Annotated in this window: 24 protein-coding genes; 7 read left to right on the forward strand and 17 right to left on the reverse strand. The window is 52.8% G+C overall.

Going from position 1 to position 25731, the window contains the following annotated elements:
• Positions 1-29 precede the first annotated feature (29 nt).
• Positions 30-2489, reverse strand: coding sequence for a TonB-dependent receptor (locus ACYVHB_RS13415; RefSeq protein ID WP_461052253.1), 2460 nt, complete (start codon positions 2487-2489; stop codon positions 30-32).
• Positions 2490-2861: 372 nt separating this feature from the next.
• On the opposite strand from ACYVHB_RS13415, the gene ACYVHB_RS13420 reads away from it, so the two are divergent.
• Together ACYVHB_RS13420 and ACYVHB_RS13425 are read left to right on the forward strand one after the other, a co-directional pair.
• The gene (locus ACYVHB_RS13420; protein WP_461052254.1) at positions 2862-3842 is read left to right on the forward strand and encodes a pyruvate dehydrogenase complex E1 component subunit beta; all 981 of its coding nucleotides are present in this window, start codon (positions 2862-2864) and stop codon (positions 3840-3842) included.
• Positions 3843-4068: 226 nt separating this feature from the next.
• The gene (locus tag ACYVHB_RS13425; RefSeq protein WP_461052255.1) at positions 4069-4428 is read left to right on the forward strand and encodes a hypothetical protein; all 360 of its coding nucleotides are present in this window, start codon (positions 4069-4071) and stop codon (positions 4426-4428) included.
• 40 nt (positions 4429-4468) lie between these two features.
• Here the strand turns inward: ACYVHB_RS13425 and ACYVHB_RS13430 are convergent, their stop codons facing one another.
• The 8 genes from ACYVHB_RS13430 to ACYVHB_RS13465 all read right to left on the reverse strand — a co-directional run bounded on the left by ACYVHB_RS13430 (position 4469) and on the right by ACYVHB_RS13465 (position 13882).
• Entirely contained in the window at positions 4469-4939 is a 471-nt protein-coding gene (locus ACYVHB_RS13430) for a DUF6691 family protein (RefSeq protein WP_461052256.1), read from the reverse strand.
• A 26-nt stretch (positions 4940-4965) separates the two neighbouring features.
• Positions 4966-5541 (reverse strand): YeeE/YedE family protein, encoded by a 576-nt coding sequence (locus ACYVHB_RS13435; RefSeq protein ID WP_461052257.1) that lies wholly within the window; start codon positions 5539-5541, stop codon positions 4966-4968.
• Between the two features lie 8 nt (positions 5542-5549).
• A complete protein-coding gene (locus ACYVHB_RS13440) occupies positions 5550-6953 on the reverse strand; it encodes an MBL fold metallo-hydrolase (RefSeq protein WP_461052258.1) in 1404 nt (467 codons plus the stop codon).
• A gap of 22 nt (positions 6954-6975) precedes the next feature.
• Positions 6976-7773 (reverse strand): sulfite exporter TauE/SafE family protein, encoded by a 798-nt coding sequence (locus ACYVHB_RS13445; RefSeq protein WP_461052259.1) that lies wholly within the window; start codon positions 7771-7773, stop codon positions 6976-6978.
• Between the two features lie 94 nt (positions 7774-7867).
• Complete coding sequence (locus ACYVHB_RS13450) at positions 7868-8497, reverse strand: Crp/Fnr family transcriptional regulator (RefSeq protein ID WP_461052260.1); 630 nt, start codon at positions 8495-8497, stop codon at positions 7868-7870.
• A gap of 84 nt (positions 8498-8581) precedes the next feature.
• Positions 8582-10087 carry an APC family permease gene (locus ACYVHB_RS13455; RefSeq protein WP_461052261.1) on the reverse strand — a complete coding sequence of 502 codons (1506 nt, stop codon included), beginning with the start codon at positions 10085-10087 and terminating at the stop codon, positions 8582-8584.
• A 165-nt stretch (positions 10088-10252) separates the two neighbouring features.
• A complete protein-coding gene (gene secDF, locus ACYVHB_RS13460) occupies positions 10253-13342 on the reverse strand; it encodes a protein translocase subunit SecDF (RefSeq protein ID WP_461052262.1) in 3090 nt (1029 codons plus the stop codon).
• Between the two features lie 144 nt (positions 13343-13486).
• Complete coding sequence (locus tag ACYVHB_RS13465; protein ID WP_461052263.1) at positions 13487-13882, reverse strand: hypothetical protein; 396 nt, start codon at positions 13880-13882, stop codon at positions 13487-13489.
• A 209-nt stretch (positions 13883-14091) separates the two neighbouring features.
• On the opposite strand from ACYVHB_RS13465, the gene ACYVHB_RS13470 reads away from it, so the two are divergent.
• Complete coding sequence (locus ACYVHB_RS13470) at positions 14092-15834, forward strand: DUF885 domain-containing protein (RefSeq protein ID WP_461052264.1); 1743 nt, start codon at positions 14092-14094, stop codon at positions 15832-15834.
• A 93-nt stretch (positions 15835-15927) separates the two neighbouring features.
• The gene (gene nadC / locus ACYVHB_RS13475; protein ID WP_461052265.1) at positions 15928-16761 is read left to right on the forward strand and encodes a carboxylating nicotinate-nucleotide diphosphorylase; all 834 of its coding nucleotides are present in this window, start codon (positions 15928-15930) and stop codon (positions 16759-16761) included.
• Between the two features lie 7 nt (positions 16762-16768).
• On the opposite strand, the gene ACYVHB_RS13480 is transcribed toward nadC, so the two are convergent.
• Both ACYVHB_RS13480 and ACYVHB_RS13485 read right to left on the reverse strand, forming a co-directional pair.
• Complete coding sequence (locus ACYVHB_RS13480) at positions 16769-17152, reverse strand: DUF3037 domain-containing protein (RefSeq protein WP_461052266.1); 384 nt, start codon at positions 17150-17152, stop codon at positions 16769-16771.
• A complete protein-coding gene (locus ACYVHB_RS13485; protein WP_461052267.1) occupies positions 17130-17930 on the reverse strand; it encodes a HipA family kinase in 801 nt (266 codons plus the stop codon). Before ACYVHB_RS13485 ends, ACYVHB_RS13480 begins: the two co-directional genes overlap by 23 nt.
• 133 nt (positions 17931-18063) lie before the next feature.
• Here ACYVHB_RS13485 and ACYVHB_RS13490 point away from each other — a divergent pair, with 133 nt between their 5' ends.
• Entirely contained in the window at positions 18064-18903 is an 840-nt protein-coding gene (locus tag ACYVHB_RS13490; protein WP_461052268.1) for a PIG-L family deacetylase, read from the forward strand.
• A gap of 22 nt (positions 18904-18925) precedes the next feature.
• Here ACYVHB_RS13490 and ACYVHB_RS13495 read toward each other — a convergent pair whose 3' ends face one another.
• The 6 genes from ACYVHB_RS13495 to kdsA all read right to left on the reverse strand — a co-directional run bounded on the left by ACYVHB_RS13495 (position 18926) and on the right by kdsA (position 23796).
• Complete coding sequence (locus tag ACYVHB_RS13495; protein WP_461052269.1) at positions 18926-19504, reverse strand: hypothetical protein; 579 nt, start codon at positions 19502-19504, stop codon at positions 18926-18928.
• Positions 19501-20010 carry a hypothetical protein gene (locus ACYVHB_RS13500; RefSeq protein ID WP_461052270.1) on the reverse strand — a complete coding sequence of 170 codons (510 nt, stop codon included), beginning with the start codon at positions 20008-20010 and terminating at the stop codon, positions 19501-19503. Before ACYVHB_RS13500 ends, ACYVHB_RS13495 begins: the two co-directional genes overlap by 4 nt.
• A 76-nt stretch (positions 20011-20086) precedes the next feature.
• The gene (locus tag ACYVHB_RS13505) at positions 20087-20941 is read right to left on the reverse strand and encodes a helix-turn-helix domain-containing protein (protein ID WP_461052271.1); all 855 of its coding nucleotides are present in this window, start codon (positions 20939-20941) and stop codon (positions 20087-20089) included.
• Positions 20942-21065: 124 nt separating this feature from the next.
• Positions 21066-21326: a hypothetical protein gene (locus ACYVHB_RS13510; protein WP_461052272.1), complete on the reverse strand. Its 261-nt coding sequence runs from the start codon at positions 21324-21326 to the stop codon at positions 21066-21068.
• A gap of 136 nt (positions 21327-21462) precedes the next feature.
• A complete protein-coding gene (locus ACYVHB_RS13515; RefSeq protein WP_461052452.1) occupies positions 21463-22821 on the reverse strand; it encodes a D-arabinono-1,4-lactone oxidase in 1359 nt (452 codons plus the stop codon).
• A 123-nt stretch (positions 22822-22944) separates the two neighbouring features.
• Positions 22945-23796 carry a 3-deoxy-8-phosphooctulonate synthase gene (gene kdsA / locus ACYVHB_RS13520; RefSeq protein WP_461052273.1) on the reverse strand — a complete coding sequence of 284 codons (852 nt, stop codon included), beginning with the start codon at positions 23794-23796 and terminating at the stop codon, positions 22945-22947.
• Between the two features lie 299 nt (positions 23797-24095).
• On the opposite strand from kdsA, the gene ACYVHB_RS13525 reads away from it, so the two are divergent.
• Together ACYVHB_RS13525 and fabF are read left to right on the forward strand one after the other, a co-directional pair.
• Positions 24096-24335, forward strand: a complete 240-nt coding sequence (locus ACYVHB_RS13525; protein ID WP_080237456.1) for an acyl carrier protein — start codon at positions 24096-24098, stop codon at positions 24333-24335.
• A 145-nt stretch (positions 24336-24480) separates the two neighbouring features.
• The gene (gene fabF, locus ACYVHB_RS13530) at positions 24481-25731 is read left to right on the forward strand and encodes a beta-ketoacyl-ACP synthase II (protein WP_461052274.1); all 1251 of its coding nucleotides are present in this window, start codon (positions 24481-24483) and stop codon (positions 25729-25731) included.

The following is a 25731-nucleotide window of genomic DNA, read 5'->3' on the forward strand; positions in this document are numbered from 1 at the left end:
ATCCATTTTACATGCCTCATTCGTCTGCCCTACCGGCTGCGGTCGTCGTTATTAATTTTTTTGCTTTGCTTACCGCCCCCATTGTTCATCTGGCCGAAGCGCCACTCGAAAGTTAGCCGGGCCGACCGCGTTACGTTGAGCGATTGAATATCCGATACGAACGTAGTCGCCTGTTCGCGACCAGTTTGCCGGACGCCCCGGTTGAACGGACTATTGACACCCAGCGTCAGGCTGGCTTTTTTGTCCCAGAACTCGCGCTTCGCCGAAATTCCGTACCAGTACCAGCCCGAAAAACGGCCCTGTAGATTAATCCAGCCGGAGCCATAATTGCCGTTAGCCTGCACGGTATAGTTTTTGGGTAATTTGTAGGTGGTATTCAGGTTCACGCTCCATATCCAGCCGCTGTTACGCAGATTGGTGGCCGGACTCCGCAGGTCCATGTAGCGCAGATCGCCCCCGGCGCTCAGGTTCCAGTCTTTATTCGGTTGACCGGACCCGTTCAGGTTAAGGCCGTAATTAGCACGACGGCCAATGTTCTGCGGCTTAGCGGTTGATACCCCGGCGGCATCGACCGTCGACAGGTACTCAATCGCGTTATTTGTTTGTCGCCAGTAAACCGATGAGTTGATAGATACACCTTTCTTAGTTGTTAGGCTGTGTGCCAACTCGGTGGTGTGGCTTAGTTCGGCGTTGAGGAATGGATTGCCGGTTCGAATATTCTGCGGATCGGCCGCGTTTACCCACGGGTTCAGGTACCAGATCAGGGGCCGCGAAATGCGTTGCGTGTAACTCACCTTAACCGTATGATTGCCAATACCCTTTGACAAAGTAACGCTTGGAATCAGGTTGTTATACTGGCTGCTGAACGCCGTGCGGGTAGTCAGAAAATCGCCCTGGATAACGGTGCGTTCGAGTCGCGCTCCGGCATTCAGACCCCATTTACGCCGGGTATCCATCCGAAGTGAAGTGTAGGCAGCATATACTTTCTGGGTGTAATCGAAGTCATTTGATAATTCTGGGGCTGGAATGAATGCCGGGCCGCCGTCGGCTGACTGTTCAACACGGTACTCGCTGCCGATGTAGCGCAGAATAGCCTTCGCGCCAATCTCTAATTTAAACGTAGTCGTGTCTTTGCGCCCGATAGCCCTGAATGGGTGCGTATAGTCCGACTGGAAGGTGAACTCGTTGTTGCGGCTGTAGTTAGTACTGCGTTCCCGGTAACTCACCACCTCTGACGAACTGGTGTAGCGGTCGCTGTCGTAAAAATAATTGTCCGGCATCCGGCTGTACTGGGTCAGCAATGAAAATTCCGCCGGGGTCGCGTCCGACTCCGACTGGCCCGGCTTTTTGATCGTCTTTGTGTAGCCCAGATCAAGCTGACCATTGCCGTAGGGATTACGAAACTGGACTTCGTTGCGATACGCCAGTAAGTCGGCTCCTGCCGGATCAGTCAGGCGAAATACCATGCTACTGTTGTCGGGAAAGGCCCCGCCCCAGACGTTAGCCGCCAGGTTGATCCGGCTGGTCGAGTCAGGATCATAATCAACGCTCATTTCGCCGTAGCCGCCCGCACCCGTGTTATCACGGTCAATCTGTTGGGTCAAAAGGCTCGTTGGGACGTTATCTGACAGGGCAGTACGGACGAGTTGGTATTGGTTGATGTTTCGGTTATTATAACCGTTAGCGGACAGCGACAGGCCAATTTTATTCTTTTTCAGGTTCAAACTCGTGCCAACGCCCTGATTCAAATTCCCTCCCGTCGCATTGACTGACCCGTTGAATCCCTGCAACGCTTTTTTGGTGATGATGTTGATAACACCAGCCGCCCCCTCGGCATCGTATTTCGCGCCCGGACTGGTAATAACCTCCACCGACTTAATGATGCTGGCAGGCATCTGCTTGAGGGCCTGGGCGAGATTGCGTGCCATAATGCTCGACGGCTTGCCATTGACCAGCACTTTGAGGTTGCCGTTGCCACGCATCTGCACGTTTCCGTCGAGGTCAACCGTTAGCATCGGCACTTTGCGCAACACGTCAACGGCCGTACCGCCCGCGTTCGAAATGTCTTTTTCGGCGTTGTACACCAACCGGTCGCCTTTATCTTCGACCAGCGCTTTCTGGCCCACCACGTTCACCTCGCCCAGTGTTTTGTTGTCGGCTGAAAGTTTTATCGTACTCAGTTCAATTAATGGTTTTTCGGCAGTAATGACCACATTCCCGATTATCCTGGTGCGATAGCCCACAAACGAAAGAGTCAGTTTGTACGCGCCAACCGCAATTGACGAGAGCCGGAACGCACCTTTGTCGTCGGTGGTGACGCCGGTAATGAGTTGGCCGTCGGTCGTTTGCAGCGATACCGTCGCGAACGGAACGGCCTTAGTCGTTGTAGAGTCGGCGAGGGTGCCGACAATCGTTCCGGGGCCAGCCGGTATCTGAGCTGCGGCCCTAAACGCACTAATCAATATGATAACGACGAGTAAAAATTTCATACAAACGGAGACGATCAAGTAATGAGCGGGTAAAAGTAGCGTAGTGATATAGTACTAAACAGGTCATTAAGACTATTTAACAGCCCCATTAAGTCTATTTAACAAAGGGCACATACGGGTTTTCGGACCAGTAACCACCGGAGATCTTCTCAATGATGCACCTTACGTCGTTCGCGTTGCGTCGTTCATGTGTTTAATTTATGTTACCTACATTAGTCGTAGCTTCTTACGCTCACGCCCAAAGCGGTCGTTTGATGAATCCCTCCATTTTGCCTAATTTTGACCGGCTTTACCAGCCATCTCTTTTAGTAATTAAATGACTTCGAGTTATTTGATTACTGTACACTCCAAAACGTAATCAACGCACTCAGCATGAGAGAAATACAATTCCGCGAAGCCCTGCGGGAGGCCATGAACGAAGAAATGCGCCGGGACCCGTTGGTCTATCTGATGGGCGAGGAAGTAGCCGAGTACAACGGAGCCTACAAAGTCAGTCAGGGAATGCTGGATGAGTTTGGGCCGGAGCGGGTTATCGACACACCCATCGCCGAACTTGGTTTTGCCGGTATCGGCGTGGGTTCGGCTATCAATGGGCTGCGGCCGATCATCGAGTTTATGACCTTCAACTTCTCACTCGTCGCCATTGACCAGGTTATCAACTCGGCCGCCAAAATAATGTCGATGTCGGGCGGGCAGTACTCGTGTCCCATTGTATTTCGCGGGCCAACCGGTAACGCCGGGATGCTATCGAGTCAGCACTCACAGAACTTCGAGAACTGGTTTGCCAATACGTCGGGCCTGAAAGTGGTGGTTCCCTCGAATCCCTACGACGCCAAAGGCCTGCTCAAAAGCTGCATCCGCGACAATGATCCGGTTATTTTTATGGAATCGGAGTTGATGTACGGTGACAAAGGGCAGGTGCCGGAAGAAGAGTACCTGATTCCCATTGGCAAAGCCAACATCGTACGCGAGGGTAACGACGTGACCATTGTTTCCTTCGGCAAGATTATGAAAGTGGCAATTGCTGCCGCCGAAGAATTAGCCAAAAATGGTATCTCGGCGGAAGTGATTGACTTGCGCTCGGTTCGTCCCATCGACTACGCGACGGTCATCAACTCGGTGAAGAAAACGAATCGTTGCGTAGTGGTTGAGGAAGCCTGGCCATTAGCGGCAATCTCGTCGGAACTGACGTACAACATTCAGCGCAACGCCTTCGATTATTTAGACGCGCCCGTTATTCGGGTTAACAGCATGGATCTGCCCCTGCCCTACGCACCCACACTGATTGAAGCTATTCTGCCGAACGTCAAACGCACGTTGCAGGCGGTTGATGCAGTAATGTATAAGAAATGATATTGTTGCTTGTCATTCCAACCGGTCCGGTCCGCCGGTGCGGTCGGAATGATACTCAAAAAAAGCGTCAGCCTTAACGGACTGACGCTTTTTTTGAGTATGAAAAAGCCCGATCAATCAAATGGCCGGGCGTTGTACTGATGCAAGTAATAGTAAAACGGCCATAGTCTCTTTTTAGTTTACGAGTCGAAAAATAGTCTGATAGTTTTTCGTATAATTATGCTTGATGAACGACTTAGAAATTAATGACCAAAAATCACCTAAAATCAGGCTGTCAGGGCGCGTCATATATGAAGTGACAGTCCAGTACGTGGGATCACTAAATACCCTTCGGCAACGGGAGCCTACAATCATTTTCTTCTCGAATCTGCAAAAGGCTGTCGACGCTGTCACGGCGGAATTAGCGCTCAACAACTGGCCCCAAAAAGTGAACTATACGGCGGTGTACCGGGGTGTGAAGCAGCGTGGTTTCTACAGTTGTGACTTCGACGTAGCGGGTACGCGGGTATTTCGGATTAAAGTTGTACCACAGGTTTTGAATCCAGCCCTGCCGAGATTAGGCATTGACGAGAACCCAGTAAAGTAAAAAGAGTATCGTATAGATCGTGCGTACCCTCAGGCGCGAATCAATGCGGCAATCGATTTTGTACGGCCCCGTAAACCCACGTTCCGGCAATGGCGCTCAGCAACGTGACCAATACGACTGAATACCCCGCGCCGATCTGCGCAAACAACGGCCCCGGACAGGCACCCGTGATGGCCCAGCCAAAACCAAACAACAACCCGCCATAAATCTGGCCCTTACTAAATTGTTTCGGTGCAATGGTTATCGGCTCACCCTGTATAGTTCTGATGCCGAGCCATTTGATTAGCTGCACGGAGACCAGACCCACTACAACGGCCGTACCAATGACCCCGTACATGTGGAACGAGTCGAGCCGGAACATTTCCTGAATGCGAAACCACGAGATGATTTCGGCTCTGACGAACACAACACCGAAAAACAGACCCACCAAACCAAATTTCCAATTTCCTCGCCCGGAACCCACCGCCGTGGCCGTGTTCTGCCGATCTATTTCTATTTCCTGAGTTGTCATGTACGCTCTATTTGATTTATACTGGATTACGGTGAAACGAGCTGCATCAGCAATGGCAACCCGATATGGGTCATGGCGAAACCACCGACCATGAAACTGATGGTAGCCACCAGTGATGGCCATTGCAAATTAGACAGTCCCATAATGGCGTGACCCGACGTACACCCACCGGCGTACCGTGTTCCAAACCCGACCAGAAATCCACCGAACACGAGAAAAATTAACCCTTTGGCGGTTAGCAGATTAGCCCAGCTAAACAGGTCGGTGGGGAGCAGACCACTCGTAAAATCCTGTATGCCCAGCGCCTGCAAATCGCGCACCGTATCAGGCGCAATAACCAGCGGGGCGGGGCTGCTCAGGAGGGTGCTCCCAATGAACCCTCCGACGGCGATGCCCCCCACGAACCACAAATTCCACGCTTCTTTGCGCCAATCGTAGGTAAAAAAGGGAAGGTTAGTCGGCAGACAAGCCGCGCAGATGTGCCGCAACGACGACGAAATACCAAACGCCTTGTTGCCCAGAATCAGCAGGGTTGGCACCGTCAAACCAATAAGTGGCCCGGCCACGTACCACGGCCAAGGATGGGTTATGAAGTGGAGCATTTTAACGGTTAATGAATTTCGGATAAAGCAGTTACTACCGGTACGTCGGTACCTTTAATGGCGGCCATACCACCCTCTACATTAATAACATTATCGAAACCCCGCGCTTTCAGGATTGAGTTGGCAACCATCGAGCGGTAGCCACCTGCGCAGTGAACATACACGGGTTCGTTGCGGGGAATCTGGCCCATCTGCTCACTGAGCGTATCCAACGGCACATTTATCGCCCCGTCGACGCGTTCCGATTCGTATTCGTCGGGTTTGCGAACGTCTACCACCGTCACTTTAGCCGTTGCTTCCCAATGACGGGCAAACTCGTCAGCCGAAATAGACCCGATTGCATCTACTTCGTTGCCGGACTGCTGCCAGGCAGCAAACCCGCCGTCCAGATAGCCGATGCAGTGGTCGTAGCCAACGCGGGCCAGTCTCAGGACCGTTTCCGTTTCCTGCCCAACGGGAGCGATAAGGGCGATGGGCTGTAACAAATCGGGGATGAGTGCCCCAACCCAGGGGGCAAACTGTCCGTTCAGTCCAATGTTGATGGCGTTGGGAATGAGCCCACGGGCAAAATCGGCCGCGTCCCGCACGTCGAGTACCAATGCGCCGGTCTCGTTTACGGCGGCTTCAAACGCGCCGGGCAAGAGGGCTGCGCTGCCCCGTTTCATCACGGCGTCGATGGGTTCGTACCCTTCCTTGTTAAGCCGGGCGTTTTCGGCAAAATAAGCCGGGGCGGCAGTCAGTCCATCGAGGACTTTCTGGACAAACTCGGCCTTCGATTTGGCCCGGAGCGCGTAGTTAACCCGTTTCTGGTTGCCCAGTGAGTCGGTTGTTTCCTTGCTCATGTTCTTGCCGCAGGCCGACCCCGCCCCGTGAGCCGGGTACACGATTACATTGTCGGCCAGGGGCATAATCTTGGTTTGCAGACTGTCGTAGAGCATTCCGGCCAGGTCGCGCTCGTCCAGGTCGCCCTTGATGGCGAGGTCAGGACGGCCCACATCGCCAATGAACAGGGTATCGCCGGTAAAAATGGCATGATCGCGGCCCATTTCGTCCTTGAGTAGATACGTCGTCGACTCGAAGGTGTGTCCGGGTGTGTGTAGCACTTTGATTGTTACGTCGCCCAGTTTAAACGTTTCTCCGTCTTTGGCATGATGCACGTCGTATGTTGTGTTGGCGTTGGGGCCGTAAACGATTTGCGCACCCGTCTTTTTAGCTAAATCCAGATGGCCCGACACGAAATCGGCGTGGAAGTGCGTCTCAAATACGTATTTGATGGTTGCCCCCGCCCGGTCGGCCTTGCGGATATAAGGTAAAGTTTCGCGAAGGGGGTCGATGATGGCGGCTTCACCCGCACTTTCAATATAATAGGCTCCTTGCGCTAAACAGCCCGTGTACAGTTGTTCGATTGTCATAAACCGGCGGAATTATCCCGCATTACGTTAACTCCTTTACAATCATGTAACCCGCTACGGCCAACACAAACCAGCCAAATCCTTTCTTAAGTTTATCCGGTGCTACGAAGCGGGCCAAATACATCCCAATAAAAATTCCAACAATGGATAGCCCCGCAAAGGGCAACAGAAAATTCCAGTTAAGGCGCGTGTGATTCAGGTCGCCCAGAAACCCGACGAACGAGTTAACGGCAATAATCAGCACCGACGTCGCTACGGCTCGTTTGATGGGCAACCCGGCCAGCAACACCAGCATCGGTACAATCAGAAACCCGCCCCCCGCGCCAATGGTGCCCGTCAGCAACCCAACCGCCAGTCCATCGAGCGACAACGTGCCGTATCGGGGTCGGCCATCGGCGGCTTCACCCCGCTCGGGACTGTCACTGTGAATCATAGCGCGGGCGGCAATAATCATAACGATAGCAAAAAAGTAAAGGATCGCGTCGGATTTTGACAGCGCAAAACTGTTTATCCGCAGCAGAGGGTCGGGCAACGCGGGCACTACAAACCGCCGACTCAGGTAGACCGATACAAAGGACGGCAGCGCAAAAACAAGCGTTACGCGCAGATCAACCCGCTTTTTCCAGATGTGGTTGACTGACCCAATCAGCGAGGTTGACCCGACCACGAACAGCGAATACGTGGTAGCCAGCACGGTTGGAATGCCAAAGACGTACACAAAAATGGGCACCGTCAGAATTGAGCCACCGCCCCCGGCCAGACCAATTACCAGGCCAACCACAATCGCCGATGCGTATCCGAATAGTTCCTGTCCACTCATTGATCGGCAAAACTATGACGGCGGGAGAATGATTTCCGTGATACAGCGCACATAAACAGCCAGCAGGCGTCGAATTCGTTGAGGAGACAGCGCATCACGAACGCACCAAACTAATTTTATTCCGTCCCAGCACTACGCGCCCCAGCCGTTCCAACTGCTTGAGCAAACGGGAAATTACCTCGCGGGAGGTGTTCAGGTCGCGGGCAATGTCCTCATGCGTGACGTACAGATGCCGCCCATCCGTCAACAACGCCCTCTGATCCAGATACGCCAGTAGCCGTTCGTCCAGTTGCCGGAACGCGACCGAGTCCAGCGTTAACAGCAGATTGTCGAAGCGTTTCTGGTACGTCTGAAACACAAACGCCCGCCAGCTTGCATAACGACCCATCCAATCTTCAGCCTGTTCAACGGGAATCAGCAGTACCTGTGCTTTTTCTTCAACAACGGCCAGAATTGGACTGCTGCCACCCGACAGCAGACTGCTAAGCGACAGAGCACAGGTATCGGATGCTCTGAGGTAATACAGCAATAAATCGCCCGCATTGCCGTCGGAACGAAGAATCTTAATGCTTCCCTCCAGCACAATCGGCACAAAGTGAATTGGCTGGCCCGGCTCCATTAGCACGGTCCCCACATCAACCCTGCGCAGTAGAGCCACCTGCTCCAGTTCGGTTAGCAAAGCGGCTTCAAACGGGAAACTTAACCGGGTAGACAGCGTAGACATAGTGAATCTGATTCGATGGCTAACAACAAACGGCCCCCGACAAGTTGCCGGGGGCCGTTTGTTATGTATCAGAAGTCACAAAGATCACTCCTGTGAATTATTCAGATTGCTATTTCGCCGACTGTAGAGAAAATAAACGATTAAACCCAGCGCACACCACACGACAAACGTGAGTTTAGTATCATGCCGCAGGTTCCACATCAGATACAGGTTGGCCAGAATGCCCAGCGTCGCAATTACCGGCAGGGCCGGGGTGCGGTAAGGTCGCTCTAAATTAGGCTCACGAACGCGCAACAGCCACACAGCCCCGCAAATCATGGCGAAGGCAAACAGCGTACCCGAACTGCACAACTGCGATACTTTGTCGATTGGCGTTAGCGCGGCAACCGTCGAGACAATGGCACCCACGAAAATGGTGCTTTTCCAGGGCGTTTTAAACGTCGGGTGGATGGATGCGAACAGATTGCGCGGCAGTAAACCGTCTTTGGCCATACCCAGGAAAATGCGGGTCTGACCCAGCATCATCACCAGCATAACAGAGGTTAAACCGGCGATGGCGGCAATCGTAATCAGGTATACAGCCCACGTCAGCCCCACATCGGCGAATGCCTGCGCAACGGGAGCTTTCAAGTCAAGGCTATCATAACGAACCATACCGGTCAGTACTAAAGAAACCAAGATGTACAGTACCGTACAGATAATCAGCGACGCAATAATGGCAAATGGTACGTCTTTGCGCGGATTGATGGCTTCGCCAGCCTGCGTCGATACGGCGTCGAAACCGATGTAGGCAAAGAAAACGATCCCGGCCGCCGTCACGATTCCGTTAAAGCCAAAGTGCGTCTGACCGGTATCGTCGGCAACTGGTTCGGGAATGAAAGGCGTCCAGTTGGCTACGTCAATGTAAAATGAACCGGCGATGATAACGAATATAACTGTTGCCACTTTAACAATGACAATGATGTTATTGGTGCTGGCCGCTTCCTTAATTCCCTTTACCAGTATGTACGTCACAACCCAAACGATTAGGAACGCGGGCAAATTAACGGCAAAAGTAAAATCCGGAACAGTTTGTCCAGCCGCCCGCATCACGTCGGCTTTTTCCTGCGCCGTTACGGGATCATTCATCAACCATACGGGTGGGTAGACGTTGAAGAGGTGCAAAAACTTTTCGAAGTAACCCGACCAGCTTACCGCTACTGTTGTAGCGCCCATCATGTACTCCAGAATTAAGTTCCAGCCAATGAGCCAGGCGAATAACTCGCCGACAGTGCCATATGAGTAGGCATAAGCCGATCCTTCAACGGGTAGGATCGACGCAAATTCGGCGTAGCAGAGTGCCGCAAACGCACAGGCAACGCCCGCCATCATGAACGACAGCGCCAGGGCCGGACCTGCCCACTCGTTGGCGGCAATACCCGTCAGCACGAACACGCCCCCGCCAATAACGGCTCCAATACCAAGCGAGGTGAGCCCCCAGCGCGTAAGCACCCGTTTCAGTTCGCTCTTTTTCATGTCGGCTTCATAAGCCGCTAAGGGCTTCTTCCGCCAGATGCTGGTCGTATCAACCGATCTTAATTTAGTCTCCATGCAAGGAAATAGAGTTTGGTGATTACTGGTTTCGGAAAAAGATTCTTGGCTAATAACGTTCAGAAAGGTGCGAAAGATAACGAGCGAATAGCGAATGAGCGAATTAGTGACGGTTTTCCTTTTGGAAATTCACTAATTCGCTCAGTCAACGATCCGCTCAACGAATTACGATTGCGACGGCCGTATCAGCGGCTTCTTTTCTTTTCTCTCTTTCTTGGCCGTAAACTCTTCAGGTGCAGCAGTGTTCACCCCCGTAAACTCCGTTGGAACAGCATCGTAGCCAACTTTTTTCTCCGGGCTGACTGGTTTAACCACGTCGTCTTTTTCCTGGTCGCGGCTCAGCGAATCAACCACAATCGGCGTGGCGACGAACAGTGACGAGTAAGTACCGACGATGACGCCGATCAGCATGGCGAAGGAAAAACCCCGGATGGTTTCACCCCCGAAGATAAACAGCACCAGCAACACCAGAATTGTGGAGAAACCCGTAACGGCGGTGCGGCTCAACGTCGCGTTCAGCGCGTTGTTAATGATCGTCGGGATGCTTTCTTTCTTACCCTTATTCTCGGCTAAGTATTCGCGCACTCGATCAAAGACCACGACCGTATCGTTCATGGAATAACCCATAATCGTGAGCAAAGCGCCCACAAAAGCCTGGTCGATGTCGAGCGAGAACGGCAGCAATCCGTTAAAAATCGAGAAGATAGCCAGAATCACAAGTACGTCGTGGAATAGGGCCACCACCGCGCCATACCCGAAGGCCAACCGCTTGAACCGGATCAGAATGTAGACGAATACAGCAGCTACGGCCAGCAGAATCGACCACAGGGCTGAGGTGAGAATGTCATAAGCGATGGTTGGACCAACTTTCTGCGAACTCTCGATCCGGGCGGGGTTACCGCTGATGTTAGCCAATCCTTTGTAAATGGCCGCTTCAGCCCGCTTGTCGGCCGTTGGTGCCGTATCGTCAATCAGGTACGGCGTCGTCACCTTCACCTGGTTGTTGTCGCCGATGTTGGCCCCGCCGTACGTTTTTACTTCGGGCGCGGCACCCAGCACACTCGCCAGCGACGTTCTGACCTGATCCGTGCTGACGGATTTCTCAAACCGCACCACGTACGAACGTCCCCCTTTAAAGTCGACGCCCAGTCCGAAGCCTTTGAAAATGATTGAGATAATGCCTAAGCCAATGATAACCGACGAAACGGTGTAGTACAGCTTCCGGCGCGAAACGAAATCGAAGTTAGAATCTTTAAACAAGTTCTTCGACCACGACGACGTGAACGACAGCGTTTTACCGTTGCGGATGTAATATTCCAGCAGCAGGCGAGTAATGAAGATAGCCGCGAACAGCGAGGTCAAAATACCGATGATCAGTGTTGTGGCAAAGCCCAGAATCAGGCCCGTCCCGAAAATAAACAGAATAATCCCCGTCAGGAACGTCGTTACGTTGGAGTCGATAATGGACGACAGCGCGTTTTTGAAGCCGTCCGTAACAGCCAGCTTGAAACCCTTACCCAAGGCCAGTTCTTCCTTGATGCGCTCAAAAATCAAGACATTAGCGTCCACCGCCATACCAATCGACAGTACGATGCCGGCAATACCGGGCATGGTCAGTACGGCACCGAGCGAGGCCATCACGCCCAACAGGAAGAACAGGTTGACAAACAGAGCGATGTCGGCAATGAGTCCGGCCCGGTTGTAATAGAATACCACGAACGCCAGCACCAGCAGAATACCGATTATCGACGACAACACACCCGCACTGACGGCCTCTGAGCCAAGTGTAGCACCCACCACGCTTTCCTCAACAATGTTGGTAGGCGCGGGCAGTTTACCAGCCTTCAACACGTTGGCCATGTCGCGGGTCTCTTCCACCGTGAAATTTCCTGAGATGCTGGAGCGGCCGTTTGGAATTTCGTTTTGCACGTTCGGTGCGGTGTACACGAGGTTGTCAAGCAGAATAGCCACTGGGCGATTGACGTTGGCTGCTGTCAGGTTTTTCCACTTGCGGGCACCGTCGGCGTTCATGTTCATGGTCACCTCTGGGCGACCCCGGTCGTCGTAGTCATTAGAAGCATCCGTAATCACATCGCCTTCGAGCGGGGCGCGGCCAGCGGGTTTCTTCAGGAAATAAAGCGGCAAAATCTCTTTGCCGTCTGTGGCTTTAAACGTCTTGCGGTCCCAGGCAAAAAACGCATCGGCGGGGAACTGCGCCCGCACGTCGGGCGCGTTCAGCACAGCGTTGGCGCGGGCCGTGTCTTTCAGGTAAACGCCCAACTGATCCTGACCAACGGGCAGAAACAACTGCGTCAGGGCCGTACCCTGGGCGGCTGCGGCTGCCGTATCTTTCCCGGCAGTGGAATCTTTCTTGGCTCCCTGCGCTAATTGCGACTCAAGGCTCGTGCCTTTAGCGGCCGTGCCACTGGTGGCAGTCGTCGCTTTCCCAGCCGTGCCGAGAGCAGCTTTCCGGGCCGCTTCTTCTGCCACTAAGTAAGCGCCCATGCCTTCGAGCGCCGGAGACAGTTCGTTCAGGCGGTACACTTCGGTGAATTCCAGCTTGGCCGCACCGGTCAGCAGGCGACGAACGCGTTCGGGATTATCCACACCTGGCAGTTCGATCTGAATCCGGCCCGAACCGGGTAACCGCTGAATGTTTGGGTTAGCTACACCAAACTTGTCGACGCGGGCCTGAATGATCTGGTACGCGCGGGCAATGGCTCCGTCAACCTCGTCGTTGAGCATTTTCCGCACTTCGGTATCGGAGGACTGGTAGCTGATCTTACCCCGGTTGGCGCTGGTAGCAAATACGCTCGCCAATTTATTGCCCGGTGCCAGTTCTTTGTAATTATCGACGAACAGATCGACGAAGCTGGTCTTGCTGGTTTTCTGATCTTCGGCGGTTTGCTTTAGCGCCTGAGTGAATTTAGGATCGCGGTTATTACCCGACAAACCCCGCAGAATGTCGGCGGGCGATACTTCGAGCACGACGTGCATACCGCCTTGTAGATCAAGCCCTAAGCCAAGCTCACGCTCGGTCACTTCCTGAAGCGTACTGCCGAGGTAAACGGGTTCTTTCCAGAGTGAATCGAGATACCGTTGTTTTTTGGTACGATCCATCTGACCAGCCTTATTGGTTGCGTAAGCCTCGGCATCGGACTTAACGCTCCGCGAGACGAACGTAAACGACAGGAAATACAGGCATATAGCCGTGATTACACCCGTCAGAATGAGTATTCCGGTTTTATTTTGCATTGCTATTCAAAGGCTGAAGCCCCTAATTTGAAATGAACTGTACTAAATATAAAGTAGAAATTTGTGACGTCCGGCGCGGGAAAGTGGATGTGACCGGCTCACGAGCTAAAGTGGAACCACCAGTTTAACCGTGGAAACAGTACGTCAGGGAGCGTTAGGCGCGATAGCGTGCCCAAAGACGTAGCGGAGATAAGAAAAGAAATAATGAGGGAACGTAAAATGCCGGAGCAAGGGAACGCTCAACAGCAACAGAATCATGAGCGCTGGCGCAGGTAGCAGGAACGCCGTTTGACTACCACCACCTACCGTGGGCGCGGGCATTACAACCGCTTCAAACTGAGCGGCACTAAGCTGGGCCTCACTCGATTGCGAGTCGTGTGCTTTTTGTGCTTTTGCACGACCAGCAACCGTATTGTCCGCTGTTTTTGTCTGCAACGCCTGCGGTTTCGCCAGACCGTCGTGACCCCATACGGCCGTAAACAGCAGTAAGGTGGCCAGTAACAGACTTGAAAGACGTTGTATGACGCGGGGTTGCTTCATGTTTTCCTCAAAGGGATTACAAATTTCGTACCATTTCGGGAGATGTGCAAATAAAAACAAGACTACGTAATGAACACCGGAACGACTCAAACTTGCCTTTCGGCGGGGCGTTTTCCACCCAGGAACGCGCCGGTTACGTTACATACTCCGCCCGGCTTGTTTGAACAACTCAAAGTTGGTAAGTTGAAGGCTGGAAATAGACACACTCAATGAAATACACGGCATTATTACTGATACTTGTAGCGGCTTCAGCAGCTTTTATCAAAAAAGCGGATCAATCAGGCTCGGCCCCGGCTGACCCGGCTTTTGACCGTTACAAAGGGCATTTTCTGGAAGTTCTCTGGAAACAATATCCCGACTGGGCAACGTCGGTAGGCTACCATCAGTATGATAGTGTGCTGGTCATTCCCAATGAGCAAAGCCGCCGGAATGACCTCGCTTTTGTCGAAGCCCAGCTCGACTCGCTGAGCCGGTTTGAGATCAGTCGTTTGTCGGCGCTTAACCAGATCGATTATCGGTTGATCTATAATCAGTTACGGTCAACGCGCTGGGAAACTGATACGCTCCGATCATACGAGTGGAACCCAGCTTCGTATAACGTAACGGGTAGTTTCGCCTTCATCTTAAGCGAACCATACGCGCCGTTAGAAACCCGGCTGCGTCGTTTTTACCAGAAAATGGCCACAATCCCTGCTTACTATGAAGCTGTCAGAAAGCAACTGCGCAACCCTGTAGTAGAACTTACCAAATTAGCTGCCGATCAGCACTCAGGCGGAATATCGGTACTGGAAACGGATTTTGCTGATTCATTGAAGCGATCATCTATTCCAGCCCTGGAGCAACAGCAGATGCTAAACCGTGCCAAAGTCTCAGTTCAGGCTATCAAAGGCCACGTAGTGTGGCTAAACGCATTACCCCATCAAAAGCCGCGTTCGTTCCGATTAGGAAAGGCGCTTTACGAGCGAAAGTTTGCGTACGACATTCAATCAGCTTATACCGCTGAACAGATGTATAACTCGGCGCTGGCCCGTAAAAAGTACCTTCACCGCCAGATGGCTCAACGCAGCAGGCAGCTCTGGCCCCGCTATTTTGGGGCGAAACCAGTACCCGCCGACACGCTCGATCTAATCCGGCGCATGATTGATACGTTGTCGGTTCAGCACGTTAAGCCAGAAGCGTTTCAGGCATCCATTGAGCAGCAACTGCCCCAGTTGGTAGCCTTCGTCAACCAAAAAAACCTGCTCTATATAGACCCGTCAAAGCCATTGGTGGTCCGTAAAGAACCCGGTTACATGGCCGGTGTAGCGGGGGCTTCGGTCAGTTCGCCCGGTCCGTACGACAAAAATGGCAATACCTATTACAACGTCGGGAGTATGGCAGGCTGGTCGGCCGAGCGGGCCGAAAGTTACCTGCGGGAGTACAATCAGTACATGATGCAGATTCTGAACATTCACGAAGCCATTCCCGGTCATTATACCCAACTTGTGTACGCCAACCAATCGCCGAGCTTAATCAAATCGGTGCTGAGTAATGGCGCTATGATTGAAGGCTGGGCCGTTTACACCGAACAGATGATGCTGGAAAACGGCTATGGCAACCAGCAGCCCGAATTGTGGCTGATGTGGTACAAGTGGAATCTGCGCTCGGTTTGCAATACCATTTTAGATTACGGTGTTCACACCGGTACACTAAACCGCAACGACGTAATTAAACTGCTCACGCGGGAAGCGTTTCAGCAGCAGGCCGAAGCCGACGGCAAATGGAAGCGGGTCAGCGTAACCAGCGTTCAGCTAACGAGTTATTACACCGGTTTCAAAGAAATCAGCGACCTACATGAAGCCTATAAACGGAAAACCGGCAATGCGTATCGACTGAAAACATTTAACGAAACATTCCTTAGCTACGGCAATGCACCCGTGAAATACATTCAGCAACTGATGCTAACCAACTAATTTAACTGATTTTGCAGGTCCTGCTTGCCGCTTAGCGTACCGTGTCCGGGTACGAGCGGCTGTTATCAGGCGGCTTTACCTACCTTTGATCTCATGAATCTGCACGAATTTATCCAGTTGGCCCTTGCCGAGGATGTTGGCGATGGCGACCATACGTCCCTCTCCACCATTCCGGCCGACGCGCAGAAACGCGCGCGGCTTTTAGTCAAAGAAGCGGGTGTGCTGGCGGGCGTTGAGGTGGCGCAGGCCATTTTCGCCGAAGTCGATCCGACTTTTGTGGTCGAGGTGCTGATGCCCGACGGGGCCAGTATTCAGCCCGGCGATGTCGTTTTGACCGTCAGTGGCAACGCCCGCAACATTCTCACCGCCGAGCGGTTAGTGCTCAACTGTATGCAGCGCATGAGTGGCATCGCCACCCACACCCGCGAGTTAGTCAACCTGCTGGAGGGTACGCGGGCGCAATTGTTAGATACCCGCAAAACGACGCCCAACTTCCGCATCTGCGAGAAAATGGCCACCAAAATTGGCGGGGCCGTCAACCACCGGTTTGGATTGTACGACATGATTCTGATCAAAGACAACCACGTCGATTACGCCGGGGGCATTGAAGCTGCCATCACGAAAGCCGTTATGTATTTGAAAGAAACGGGCCGGACGTTACGCATCGAAATTGAAACCCGCAACCGTACCGAAGTTGAAGAGGTCCTGCGCGTCGGCCAGGTGGACGTGATTTTGTTGGACAATTTCCAGCCCGACGGCATCCGGGAAATGGTGCGGCTAATTGACGGCCGCTACACAACGGAAGCATCGGGCGGCATTGACGAAACCAACCTACGGGCGTATGCCGAAACGGGCGTCGACTTCATCTCGTCTGGAGCGCTGACTCACCAGATCAAGAGCCTGGATTTGAGTTTGAAAGCGTACTAATTGCAGGCTATTCAACCAACTGAGCAAACAGCCGGGCTAAGGTTTCGGCAGCATTGACGCATAAACCTGGATGCACCGGCGAGGTCTGCACAACGGTGCTGCGGGCGGCCGTCAGCCAGCGAAACCGGGCGGCTATCGGTAGCTGACCGATGATTCCGCCCTGTTTCCGGCCCGCACAGATGCGCTCGAAAGCGCTCAGCCGCTCGTGCAGGACGGACAGTTCCAGTTCGGCCGAAAAGTTACGGAGCCGGTCTTCGGGGAGCATGTACATCGTTTGCAGAAATCCCTGCGCCGAACAGTAGAGAATAACACCGACGTTCAGAAACTCTTCGCGTTCGACGCGCGGCACGACCCGGATCACGGCATACTCAAATAAGTGCGTTTCTGGCATCTTTTGCAGCGTTGACAAAGGTTGCTGAACTGGCCAGCCTGGTTTCCAAGAATTGAGTATACACCTGCCGACGTTCATCGGGCGACTCTCCGGCCGGATCGTCGGTTGCCAACCACGCATTGGGAATAAGCTGAACGACAGACCGGATGCGTTCCGACGTTAGCAACTGCCGAAACTCGGCATTAACAACGTCGAGTTCGGTGGCATGAGAGAGCAGGACATGGTCTCTGACGGGCGCAAACGCCCGTCGTGCCTGCTCGGTCCAGGGCTGGTCGGAGTGGTGAAAATAAAGGGCCGCGCCGTGGTCGATGAGCCACAGTTCCTTATGCCAGATAAGCATGTTCGTGTTGCGGGCGGTGCGGTCCACGTTCGTAACGAAGCAGTCCAGCCAAACAATCTGCGAGGCAAGTTTGGCATCGACGGTCGTGACCAGCGGGTCGAACGTGATGGCCCCGGACAGGTAGTGCAGACCGAGGTTCAGCCCTTCACTGGCCCGCAGCAAATCCTGAATTTCTTCGTCGGGTTCGGTACGGCCAAACGCTTCATCGAGCGTAGCGAACACCAGTTCGGGTACGCGCAGGCCCAGCATCCGCGCCAGTTCACCGGCAATCAGTTCGGCGATGAGCGCTTTAGCTCCCTGACCCGCTCCACGAAATTTTAGCACGTACAAAAAATCGTCGTCGGCCTCCACAATAGCGGGCAGCGATCCACCTTCGCGCAGGGGCGTCACATAACGCGTAACGCTGACGGTTCGGAGTTCAGGGTGGTTATCGGGCACAGGGACAGGAAATCGAGGTCAACTCAAGATAACGTTCGGCTAATTTAGATGAAAAGGTCTTGTCAGGAATTGGTTGTAGTAGAAAAACACCAAACGGCTTTTAAGTAATATAATCCCTGTCGTGTCAGTACTCATGAATCCATTCGGTTACGCCCTACTTCTGCTCTTTTCCCTAACAACCCTCGCTCAGGGGCCGAAAGTGCTGATCGTAACGGCGCATCCCGACGATGAAACGATGTTTCCGGTAGTGGTTTTTAAGATTACGCACGAGATGAAGGGTAGTGCAGACCTGGCGCTGTTGACGGATGCGTCGGGTGGATTCAACGGCATGGTGGCGTCCAGCTATTTTGGCATGAATATGCTCGATTCGACAGTGGGGCGCAAGAACCTACCGCGCATCCGCAAGCAGGAGATGAAGGCGTCGGGCGAAATTCTGGGCGTCAAGAACTACTTCTTTTTCGACCAACGCGACGATTTCTACAACCGCGACGAAAAGCCGTACCTGCAAGGCAAGCGCTGGAATATGGCCTATGTCGAACGACGCTTGGATAGCATTCTGACCAGGCAGTATGACTACGTATTTTGCTTAGTGCCGCACGAGGGGCAGCACGCTCACCACAAAACGGCTTCACTGAGTGCGCTCCGGGCCGTTCAACGGTATAGGGGCGCTAAGAAACCGATTGTGCTGGGCGGCCAATCGCAGAACAAGGGGTCTACGTTTCGGTTCAACGAATTGACAGGCTATTCTGAAACCCGCATCAGCTCGACCGCACCTATATTCACATTCGACCGGTCCTATGGCTTTGGCGAAGACAACAAGCACAGCTACATGATCGTGGCCGACTGGGTGAAAGCCGCGCACAAAACCCAGATCGGACCGCCGAAGCGGTGGCGACATGAACCAGGCTATGCACCGGGGCGACCTGGAAACGTTCTGGTACTTCGCCCTCAACGGCGACGACCGCATTGGTGAGGTTACGAAACTGTTTGATACGCTAAAAACGACCGGTTTCTCCACGAAGTGATTTTACCGGATTATGCAGCGGTAGCCAGCGTGTTGCTGACGGTAGAAAGGGCGTTAAGGCAACCACTATGAAACTGCCAATAGCCAACAGTTCCCGTTTCTGAAAATTAGCGATAAGCTGTGGATGAAGGGTCTCAATTTTCTGAATTTGATCGTCGGTAAGTCGAGTAAAATTCAGGGTCTGAATGTATTGATTGATTGGCAATTGGTTTTGGATGGTGAAATGAACATCGATAGAGAAGAAGATAAAAGCAACCAACACAAGCCACAATGTAGGTTTTCGCCATTGAGCCATGAACATCAGAATAGTCAAGATATAGGTTAGCTGAATAATGGGGCCAAAAACACCCATTCGTGAGCCCATAAACCCGTCGGTTATCTGCCAGGATGCTGCCCACTGCACTGATGGCATTAGATCGCCCGACGGATTTACGATGCCGAACACGGATGGATTCATCATGCTCGTGAAATGTAAGCCTGCGTAGAAACCCGATACGACAATAAGCAGGTAAAGGGCTACGGGTCGCGCTATATTGACAAATGAGCTCATTTGGCAGGTTGCGGTTTAGTCCATCCAGACCGGGTCCAGTAAAAGTAACACCCTATAAATACCAGGACCGAGTAGGCTGTATTGAAGAAGAAGTTTCGCTCGTGCCCGCCCAGCCATTCGTCGCGGACGACTTGCCAATTAGCGGGCAGGTGGTCAGGGTTCCAAGCATTCATACCGGCATTCATCGCCACATTGGTGTTGATCGCAATGACAGTGACCAAGATTTGCAGGAAAAGGGCCAGCGCCACGCACCGAAACGGCCAGTCGCGCCAATTTTTCCATTGCAGCCTCAGAAATAGGAGTTGGAAGAACATGAACGATAAGCCCACAACAGGCGCTCGTTTGCTCATGTAGAAATCAATGGCTTTGTGCCATTCGGCAAAGGCTTTACCCGATACATCGTGTTCCCAGGGGGCAATCTTCGCACCAAAATCAAATACGTTAGCCGCATAAGCCACCAGAATAAAGGTAACTATTTTGGTGATTGTGGCTTTGCGAGATGACATGATGACATAGCGAGATATATGTTGGAGCAAACCTACGCCAGCCCCTGGTGCAACGCATAGTAAAAAAACGACAACATCAGAACCGGATTCCCCTTATGTCGTAGGCGTCAAAAAACTGCTGACAAGCTAACTCATCCGAAAACAACTGGCCCGGAGTCGTGCCCGCAAACTGCTGAAAGTCTTTGACTAAGTGGTTTGGGTCGTAGTAGTGGCAACCGTAGGCAATGTCGAGCCAGGAGCGGGCTGGGTCGGCTTCGCGGAGTTTGTAGGCCTGACCAAAGCGGGCAATCCGGGTGAAAAGTTTGGGACTGACACCTAATCGTTCCCGAAATTTTCGTTCAAACTGACGCACACTCAAACAGGCATCAGAGGCCAATCGGTCGAGTTGATGGTAGGCTGGGGGCTGGAGCATTCGTTGGGCAACCCGATCGATGGGCAGTATCGGCTGGCGGCATTGAGCGGCTTTTCGGAGCAGGAATTCTTCGACAAGCTGAACCATGGCCGCGTAGTCGGTTGCTTCGGGAAGCCGCTCGTTCACTTCCCTTATGGCTTTGCCCGTAATCGCTTCCAGATCGGCGTAGCTGTCGGCAAACAGGTGCATCGGCAAACCCAGCAACCGGAACAGTGCCCCCGGCTGAAAGCTGACTTTCAGCATCAGGTAGTTTGTATTTAGAGTAATATTATACCTCGTAAGTTGCTGGCCAACTATGTTGCCCGATGTGGCATTATCGGGTATTTGATTACCTGCCCGAACGCTGTGGGGTAGGTCATACGGGTAAAAATACAGGCATTGCTCCGTGATGGGCGGGTAGGGCTTTTTTGGCAACTGCTCACGCGGGGTTTTGGGGTCAAGCTGGATGTGGATGATCCAGTAGTGGCGCACGAATGTTTGCAGAGCCGGATTGGGAGCGTATTCGCGGAAAAAGACCATAGTGCAGGCGGGATGATTTCCTGAAGTTATTAATTTTCGGTGTATCAACTCGCAGACCCTAAAAAATACCGGCTTCCCCACAAAGTGAGAAAGCCAGAATTACGTAGCCGTTAGGTCGACTCATTTACGCTTTGGGCGGCAGCGGTTGAGGGTTGAGCGCAACCGCAATACCGGCCCCGATGCGCCCACCAGCAAAGGCGGCTGCCGACGTGGTCAGTGTGTCTTTCCCGAAAATAGCGGCTGCGCCGAGGCCACCAACAAGCGTTAGGCCCGCTACGACGAATCGGTTCCGGATAACATCGGGGGCGGGGTCGCCCAGCCCCGGACCTTTGGTCCACCACCAGGATGGAAGCGATGAAATTGCGACGAGTATGGGAAGTGTCAAGCTCACTTGTTTGTTGGTTAAGGGTGAAGAACTACCCGATCAGTCGTTTTCTCCGGCCCGCTTGGAAACAACGGAGAATGATTCATTAATACCAAGAAAAGACGGACGGTAGAAGCAAAATGAGCAATCCCGCACTTTAGGTACCGTATATGTTCATGTTCAGGAATGCATTACGGAATTTTCCCTGCGGGTCGTATTCATGGAGCATTTTGCGGAAATCGGAAAGCTTCTCGTAGCGCGACTGGAGTGCAGCGGGGGCCATCGTGAACAGCTTCCCCCAGTGCGGTCGGGCACCAAACGGTGCCAGTTCACGCTCAATCAGGGGCAGCACCTTTTTGACTGACGGCCAGTCCTGTTTCCAGGTGAAGTGAATGGCCAGCGAGGGTTGCTTGTAGCACGGACTCATCCAGAGACTATCGCCGTCGATGGTGCGCAGTTCGGAAATCATCAGGAGTGGCGTTACCGAATCGCGCAGCCGCTCCACCGCCAAAATCGCTTCAACCGCGTTGCGCCGGGGAACGAAATATTCCGACTGCAACTCTTTGCCACTGCTGGGCGTGAACCCCATGCGAAAATGGGGCATCCGTTCGTACCAGGGGCCGGGTACGCCCATTTGTTCAGTGCAGTTTTCGGCGGAAAGTTCGGCAATCGGATGCAGATTCCTGGTGGCAAGGGTCGCCCCGAAAAAGTCGACGGCTGCTTCGGGTTTAGCATCCGGCGTTACGCCCTCGTCGATGCGCTGTTTCAGCCAAACCTCACTAATTGACTTTTTCTGCCAGTCAGTGAAAAGGCTCACACTGTAACCAGCCCCCATAATGGTTTCAAAATGGTCGGTTAGCTGCGCTAAAGGCAGGTTTTCATAGACATCCTGCTTCATTTTGAACGTAGGCTGGATATCGAGTGTAACCTTCGTCACGACGCCCAGCCCGCCTAAATGGACCACGGCCGCCGGGAAGGCTTCGCCGTCTTTCTCCCGCGACAGCGTCCGTACATCGCCCCCGGCCGTAATGAACTCCAGACCGGCAACGGCGGTGGCTAAGTTGCCGTTTTTCACGCCCGATCCGTGGGTAGCGGTGGCGCAGGCTCCGGCAATGGAGATATGGGGCAGCGACGCCAGGTTGTGCAGCGCAAATCCTTTGGTGTCGAGGTACGGGGCAAGCTGACCGTAGCGCATGGCCGCATCAACGGTTACGGTGCGAGCCTCCGGGTTCAACCCGATTACCTGCTCCATGGGTGCCAGTGAAATAAGGTTGTGCGTGCTATCAGCAATGCCGTTGAAACAATGCCGCGTACCCAGCACCTTCAGGTTTCGGTGCTTGCGGACCAGTTCCTGAACCTGTGCAATTGACTTGGCTGGCGAAAGCCGGTCGGTGCTGTACTCGTAATTACCTGCCCAATTTTTCAATTTATCGTTGGCAGCCCAGCTTACCAATGGCGACAATACAGGGACAGCCAGCAACGTGGATGACAACTTAATAAACATCCGTTTTTGCATGGTTAAGGGAGTTTTCATCTAAATCGAATTCAACAGAATTTTCTCAGAATGAATTATAAAAGCCAACCCGCAGAAGGCTGGCTTTTGTGGTCGGGAGACAGGAATTTCTCTCGACGTATACCTTCAGGCCAGTTCGGGCAACACATTCCGGTATTTTACTTCGAGTTGGTGCAGTTCCAGCAACGGCTTCATAAACTCCTCCAGGTACCGGATATCCAACTGACTCGCAGCATCGCAGAGTGCTTCCGATGGGCAAGTGTGCGTTTCGATAAAGAGTCCATCTACCCCCGCAGCAACGCCCGCCCGCGCCAACACCGGCAGGTACTCACGGGCGCCCCCCTTGGCGTCTTTCGACGGAATTCCATATTTACGAATGGCGTGGGTCACGTCGAACACAACCGGGTAACCGATGCGGTTCATGTGGTAGAAGCTGCGCGGGTCAACCACCAGGTCATTATAGCCAAACGTATAGCCCCGTTCGGTCAGAATGATCCGTTCGTTGCCAGAGTCTTCAATTTTTTTGACCGGGTGCTTCATGTTCTCCGGAGCCAGAAACTGCCCGTGCTTGACATTTACGACCCGGCCGGTCTGGGCAGCGGCTACCACTAAGGTCGTTTGCATGCACAGGTAAGCCGGAATCTGTAGTATATCCACCACTTCAGCAACCGGAGCGGCCTGGTCAGGATAGTGAATATCGGTCAGGATTGGGAAACCGAACTGCTCTTTCACTTTGGCCAGCAGGGCTATTCCCTTCGCTAAGCCCGGTCCGGTGTAATAGTCTAAGCTGGAGCGGTTATCCTTCTGAAATGATGATTTATAAATCACCTTGATGTTGAGTCGCTCGGCAATTTCCCTTAATTGCTCCGCAACGCTCATCATAATTTTTTCGTCTTCAATGACACAGGGACCGGAGATGAGGAATAACTCATCAGAGCCGCAATCGATGTTGCCGACTTGAACAATTTTCTGAGACATAAATTGATAAGTAAGAGTCAAATATACCGAGATTGTTCAGATTGGAATGCGATTTAAGGAGCATTCTGTAGGCAACTCTACCCGGTTGTCGGCTCCGATGACTCACTATTCGTTAGCTATCAGCCAGGCATAAAAATCAACAAACCATCGGCAATACTGATTGACACCATTCTGACTATCAACAGTTTAGGTTAAGGCCAGATTAAATAGCGAACGTCGGTCGATCCAAAAAATTGTTTGATAATCCGGTGGTAAATCTGTTTATTTGCGCAGTTTTTTAACCCCAACGGACTACTAAAATGTCAGAAATTGCACAGAAAGTAAAGAATATCATCGTCGAGAAATTAGGTGTTGAGGAGTCGGAAGTAACGCCGGAGGCCAGCTTCACGAACGACCTCGGTGCGGACTCGCTCGACACGGTTGAGTTGATTATGGAGTTTGAAAAAGAGTTTAACTTGCCTATCCCCGACGACGAAGCTGAGAAAATCGCTACGGTTGGCTTAGCAATCGAGTACCTGGAAAAGCACATCGGTAAGTAAGTTCGGCACGTGGGGGAGCTTCTCCATCCGTCGAGTCTTTCGACAGCCCGTTACCGTTGGCCAGCCCACTAATTATGGGATAACAAACGTTGCCGATGGGCAAACGACACTGTTTTTCCCTTTTATCATCGCGCAGTATAACTGTATGACATTCAAACGAGTAGTAGTGACCGGCCTCGGTGCCTTAACGCCGATTGGTAATGATGTACCCACTTATTGGAGCAACTTAGCCGCAGGTGTCAGTGGGGCCGGTCCCATTACAAAGTTTGACGCGGGCAAGTTTAGAACGCAGTTCGCCTGCGAAGTAAAAGGCCTCGACGTTACTCAGTTTATACCGCGCCAGGATGCCCGGAAAATGGATGCCTTCACCCATTATGCACTCATCGTCACCGACGAGGCAATTCGGGATTCAGGCGTTAACATTGAAACACTCGACCGTAATAAAGTAGGGGTCATCTGGGGGTCGGGTATTGGTGGGTTGAAGTCCTTTGAAGACGAGGTCATTGATTTTGCCAGAGGGGATGGTACGCCCCGCATCAACCCATTTTTTATTGTCCGCATGATTGCCGACAGCGCGTCGGGTCAAATTTCTATGCGTTATGGCTTCCGGGGTACGAATTACGTAACCGTTTCGGCCTGTGCTTCAACTAACAATGCAATCATCGACGCGCTGAACTACATTCGGCTGGGACGGTTGAAAATGTGCGTTGTCGGTGGCTCCGAAGCCGCCGTCACCCGCGCGGGCATCGGTGGCTTCAACGCGAACCGTGCCCTGTCGGAGCGGAACGATTCGCCCCAGACAGCCTCCCGCCCGTATGACAAGAACCGCGACGGCTTTGTGTTGGGAGAAGGCGCTGGTGCGCTTATTCTCGAAGAATATGAACACGCTCAGGAGCGGGGTGCCAGAATTTACGCCGAATTAATTGGTGGCGGTATGTCGTCCGACGCCTACCATATCACCGCTCCCCACCCCGATGGGCTGGGTGCGTTTCTGGCCATGCAGGATGCGCTGGACGACGCCGGTATTGCACCGACCGAGGTTGACTACATCAATACCCACGGCACTTCAACGCCCATTGGCGACCCGCAGGAGTTGAAAGCAATTTATCAACTGTTTGGTGAGCATTCGTTCAAGCTAAATATCAGCTCGACTAAATCCATGACCGGGCACCTGCTGGGAGCGGCCGGAGCCGTTGAAGCAATTGCTTCTATCAAAGCGCTTGAGCATCAGCTCGTTCCGCCGACGATTAACTACGTCACGCCCGACGAGGAAATTGACCCCCGTTTCAACTTAACGGTCAATACGGGTCAGGCTCGTCCCCTAACGACCGTTATGAGCAACGCGTTTGGATTTGGTGGTCACAACGCCATCATCATCTTTCGTAAAATTAGCTGA

This window comes from Spirosoma arcticum, from assembly GCF_054779955.1.